The organism is Dolichospermum sp. LEGE 00246 (assembly GCF_015207865.1).
GTDB lineage: Bacteria > Cyanobacteriota > Cyanobacteriia > Cyanobacteriales > Nostocaceae > Dolichospermum > Dolichospermum heterosporum.
Genome location: NZ_JADEWA010000423.1, coordinates 1 through 4,851, shown reverse-complemented (window position 1 = coordinate 4,851; position 4,851 = coordinate 1). Strand labels below are relative to the sequence as shown.

Genomic DNA, 4,851 nt, shown 5'->3' with positions numbered 1-4,851 from the left:
GTGGGGGAGGTGGGGGAGAAATTTCTTTCTTCTTCTTCTTCTTCTTCTTGACTCCTGGACTCCTGATAGCGTTCACCATACTCCTGAACTCCTGACTGGGCGCAGGACCTGCGCCCCTACATCCTGACTTTTGCTATAAAACCCACATTCCGCACCCTTAACTGTCACAAGCGGTTATTACGGAATTTACTTCATAAAAAAGGAGTAAAAAATTACCTTTGGCTCAAAAAAATCAAAATTTGGCGGTTAGAATAGTCTGGGTCAGGATAACCAGGATTTAAGGATGTACAGGATAAGAACGCAGATGAACGCAGATAGACGCAGATGGCGAGAATTAGGAAAATCTCTCTAAAACCTCTTTCCTTCGTTTCCTTTGCGTTCTTCGTGGTTTATTCTTCCATGACTTGTGCGTAACCAACCATCATTAAATCACATCCTGAAAATCCTCAAATCCTGGACATCCTGATTCAGACAATCTGCGTTCATCTGCGTTCATCTGCGTTCTTATCCTGAAAATCCTGATTCAGACAAAAAATAGCTTTACCTATTTATTCACTTCCAATAACTGAGAAGTCTCTAATCTTGACATCCACTTTTCTAAGTAAACTTGATTATGTTTTTGTTCAGATGGATCTTGACTATCTAGAGGATAAGGTAAAAGTCCTAAAATTGCGGCGCTAGTTACACAAAACATAGACTTTTGGAAACTCATACAAATTTGCACTCGCAAATCATCTTCACCCCGAAGACTGCGACGATAAATATTATGTAAATATTCTGGGAGATAATGGCGCATATCCTGCATTAACAATGTGGGAGGAATACCTGCACCACCAATAGGTAAAGGATCTGCGTATAATGCACCATATTGAAATCGAGATTGATCTGGAGGAACTTGATATGCTTGCGCGTTTAAAGAAACTGTTCCTAAAAATGGTGTGCCTCTAAAAAATACCGCTTCTACATAGGGAATTGCGGTATCTGCAAGGAAGGTTAACCCAACTGATTTGGGAATAAGATCATAAACTTTGTCGCCAATTTTGACACTATATGTAATTGGTTTCATTGCATCTGCAACTAAAGCCAATTTAATATGTTCTACAACTTGGGGAATTGTTTTAATTTCGCCGTTGTCATAGCGATCTGATAAATTCAGAAACATATCCGCCATGACTCGCCAAAATTGACCTAATCCAGTATAATAAGCAGAGACTCGTAACTGTTCTATCAAGAATTCGGGAAACAGTTCATTGAGTCCCCAAATGAGGGGATTATATTTAAATTTAGCAGCAATAACAGCTTTAGCTCTATCGTGAAATTCTTGAGTATCTAAGTAGGTATCTAAACCACCACCACCATGCCACATCATGGTTTTCATACAATATTCAGCATATTCAAAATTAATCCGATCATGCCATAAATGGCGGAATAATTTGGCAACAGAAATATCGCCATCAAAATATTTAAAGAAGGGAAAAAATACTAAAAATTGATGTTCAGCAATGTAAATAAGATTTTTAGAATAGGCATCTAAAACTACACCATAACTTTTGAGAATACCAACAACTTCTAGAACGTTTTCGGGACTATCTTTCAGTAATGCTCCACCAGTTTGTAAGCGTTGAATATATTCAGCTAGAGGGTTGTAAGTGGGGCTGTTTTTAGTCGTTACCATTAGTGTTTCTCCAGAAAGTATAAGGAAGGATTGAAGGGTAAGTCATAATTAAATTTAAACTAAAAATAGAAGTTAATTAGTAAATAATATCTAATGTTATAGGTATGTCTGAAAAAATTTCCCTTAATTTAACACGCATTTTACTACCGTCTAAACGACTAGATGTGGCTTGGCATATATCAGCATGAGAAATATCATTTTTATTACCTGTATCATAAACACAAAAAGCTTTTAGATTATCATTAGTTTTTATTGCTCTAACGTCGTGACAAGTTGCATAAATAACACCCTGAAAACTTCTATCTTTACCTCGTTCCTCATCTAACTTTAGCTTGTATTGAACTTTTTTATTTAATTCTTCTCTTGAGGAATAGGTTTTACGATTTACTGACATACCTTTATCTTGAGCATCAGTAAAGGCAAATGTGTTTACTCTTCCAGTTTGTTCATCTATATGAATTGGTGAATAAATTTGCCTCACTAATATTTCATTATTTTCTACAATGCCTGGAGAAAATTGACTAACTGATACATTTTCACAATTACATTGAGGGTCGTTTTGCTGGGCGAACTTACATCTATTAGATGTAACAGTATAAATCTCTGAACAACTCATAGAAAATTAAATTTTGGCGATTAAATTAATTAAGTTTCTGGGAAATTCAGTTTCTTTTTTAAGAGACACAGATTCTTCTCCAATTTCTAAATTACCATCTTTACCATAGTACCAAAATGTTCCATCACCTTCAAAACATATCTCAATATAGATACTGTCTTTTTCCCAATATAAACCAACTATCCCCGTACCACTTACCATTGGTTTAGGTAATGATATGTTATAATCATTCAAACGTTTAACTACAGAAATAGTTTCTTCAATTGTTTTTGATTTAGGCGCAATTCCTTCATAACTATCCCAATCATCAGGTAAAGAAAGATAATTACGTATTTTTGTAACTAATTGAACTAATTTTTGTAATTTGTTATGTCTGCTTTCCTCTTTTTCAAAAGCAACTACTTTATAGGAGTATTGATTTGTTTGCCATTGCTTAATATGAATGGGAGGATTTGGAATTTTAGTTTTATACAAGAATTCATAATTATCTCTTTTGCTGTTTTCTTGAATAAAAGAAGATATTTCACTTTCCAACTTTATGGTTAACATTTTTATTCTCCGTCACTTTCTTTTAAAGTTAAATTTGCCAGTGTCTTAATAATTTCCTCTTTATGACTATCTATAGTATTAATAATTCCCTTTTCGTCAGTTTTAACTTGTGTTAAAAATCTAGCACATAATTTCAGTAAAGTAAGTGTTGGAATGGCTATCTGTACTTTTAATTCTTCTTCAGTTTCCTTTTGTCCATTATTTTCTGAAATATCTACTACAGAGTAAAAACTAAGTTTACTTATAGTTGGTCCAACCATAAGTCCCGCTCCATCAGCATATATTTCTAAGTTATCCGCTTTCATATAGAATACCCTTTAATTTTATTGAACAGGACTGCGTAATTTATGCAAATTCATTCACTTTTTTGATTATATCATATCAGAAACTTGTTGTTCAGATATATACTTTCATTGATAATTAGAGATTGGGATTAAGACATAGGGTGAGTTTTCCCAGTCTCCAATATCCATCGCTTAACTTTTGATTTTAGCTTTATCCAAAGACACGTTAGCTATTACATGATGATTATTCATTTTTACTATTGTGGTAATTGTGGCTTGGGTATAATAGACTAACCAATTGGGTTGAATACCAAAAATAACGATAGTTACGGCTAAAATGATGGCAGGGATGCGATCGCTCCAATACACACGAGGTAAGTTGGTAACTGCTGCTGATAACCGCCCAAAAAAGGCACGATTTAAGAGAATTAGGAAGTAAACCGCAGTTAAACCATTTCCGAGCATGGCTAATAATGTTTGTAACGGAAAAACGGCAAAACTGCCCCGAAAAACAATAAATTCGGAAATAAATCCCACCATTCCCGGTACACCAGCACTAGCCATGACGGCAAAAATCATTAAGCTACCAATCACTGGTAAACCTCGTTCTGGGTTAAGTAGTCCCCGAATGACATTTAAATCCCGACTACCAGCTTTTTTATAGACAACTCCCACCAATAGGAATAACATGGCGGATATTAACCCATGACTAATCATTTGCATGACTGCACCCAAGACGCTGAGGGGTGTGGATGCGGCGGCTGCTAATAAGACATAGCCCATGTGACCGATGGAACTATAGGCTACCATTTTTTTCATGTCCGTTTGGGCGATCGCACAAGATGCCCCAAACAAAACACTAACTACTGCCCATGTGGCTAACCAAGGTGCTAAATAAGCCCAAGCATCTGGTAACAAATTCATCCCAAATCGCAGTAAGCCATAAGTCCCTAATTTTAATAATATCCCCGCCAATAGCACAGATATGGGTGTAGAGGCTTCAACGTGGGCATCTGGTAGCCAAGTATGGAAGGGAACGAGGGGAATTTTAATGCCAAATCCTACCAAAATTCCGGCAAGGAGTAAAATTTGCGTTGCTAAGGGTAGAGATTGGGCATTTAAGGTTGCTAGTCCAAAACTGGGAGAACCACTCAACCAAACCATCCCCAGGAAACTGGCTAAAATGACGATTCCTGAAAAAGCTGTATAAATCAGAAATTTTGTGGCTGCATAACCCCGTTTTTCTCCCCCCCAAATCGCAATTAGCAAATATAGGGGTATTAGTTCCAATTCATAAAACAGGAAGAATAATAATAAATCCTGTGCTAAAAATGCCCCTGTCACCCCGGCACTTAAGAGCAGAATTAGAGAGTAATAAAATCTCGGACGTTGTTGGGATTCATCGCTGCTATAAATAGCAATACAAGTTAATAGTCCATTAAGAATTAGCAATGGTAGAGATAAACCATCTATACCCAGATTGTAGTTTAAGCCAATTGCATCTACCCAAGGTAGTGACTCAGCAAACTGTTGACCAATTTCTCCGGGATTAAACTGAATTCCCAGGAAAATACTCCATAAGAAAATAATCACGCTAAAGACGAAAGCTATGATTCGCGCTAATTTACCAGAGATGGTAAAAGGATAGAAACCAATAAAAGCCGCACCAATTAACGGCAGTAAAATCAATGTACTGAGCATGAAAGTTAGGGAATAGAGGGTGGGGG

General features: G+C 36.3%; 5 protein-coding genes. All 5 read right to left on the bottom strand.

From position 1 onward, the window contains the following. Window positions 1-544: 544 nt before the first annotated feature. The 5 genes from IQ228_RS21295 to IQ228_RS21275 all read right to left on the bottom strand — a co-directional run bounded on the left by IQ228_RS21295 (window position 545) and on the right by IQ228_RS21275 (window position 4,825). Window positions 545-1,675 (bottom strand): CO2 hydration protein, encoded by a 1,131-nt coding sequence (locus IQ228_RS21295; protein ID WP_027401087.1) that lies wholly within the window; start codon window positions 1,673-1,675, stop codon window positions 545-547. A gap of 76 nt (window positions 1,676-1,751) precedes the next feature. After that, window positions 1,752-2,291 (bottom strand): hypothetical protein, encoded by a 540-nt coding sequence (locus tag IQ228_RS21290; RefSeq protein WP_193964349.1) that lies wholly within the window; start codon window positions 2,289-2,291, stop codon window positions 1,752-1,754. A 6-nt stretch (window positions 2,292-2,297) separates the two neighbouring features. Continuing rightward, window positions 2,298-2,840, bottom strand: a complete 543-nt coding sequence (locus tag IQ228_RS21285) for a hypothetical protein (protein ID WP_193964347.1) — start codon at window positions 2,838-2,840, stop codon at window positions 2,298-2,300. A gap of 2 nt (window positions 2,841-2,842) precedes the next feature. Continuing rightward, on the bottom strand, window positions 2,843-3,145 hold the full coding sequence (locus tag IQ228_RS21280; RefSeq protein ID WP_027401084.1) for a hypothetical protein: 303 nt from the start codon (window positions 3,143-3,145) through the stop codon (window positions 2,843-2,845). A 171-nt stretch (window positions 3,146-3,316) separates the two neighbouring features. Continuing rightward, the gene (locus IQ228_RS21275) at window positions 3,317-4,825 is read right to left on the bottom strand and encodes an NADH-quinone oxidoreductase subunit M (RefSeq protein ID WP_193964345.1); all 1,509 of its coding nucleotides are present in this window, start codon (window positions 4,823-4,825) and stop codon (window positions 3,317-3,319) included. Window positions 4,826-4,851: the final 26 nt, after the last annotated feature.

Bases quoted from the DNA above. Each gene is read 5' to 3' on its own strand.
- IQ228_RS21295 (WP_027401087.1), bottom strand. From the start codon at position 1,675: ATGGTAACGACTAAAAACAGCCCCACTTACAACCCTCTAGCTGAATAT.
- IQ228_RS21290 (WP_193964349.1), bottom strand. From the start codon at position 2,291: ATGAGTTGTTCAGAGATTTATACTGTTACATCTAATAGATGTAAGTTC.
- IQ228_RS21285 (WP_193964347.1), bottom strand. From the start codon at position 2,840: ATGTTAACCATAAAGTTGGAAAGTGAAATATCTTCTTTTATTCAAGAA.
- IQ228_RS21280 (WP_027401084.1), bottom strand. From the start codon at position 3,145: ATGAAAGCGGATAACTTAGAAATATATGCTGATGGAGCGGGACTTATG.
- IQ228_RS21275 (WP_193964345.1), bottom strand. From the start codon at position 4,825: ATGCTCAGTACATTGATTTTACTGCCGTTAATTGGTGCGGCTTTTATT.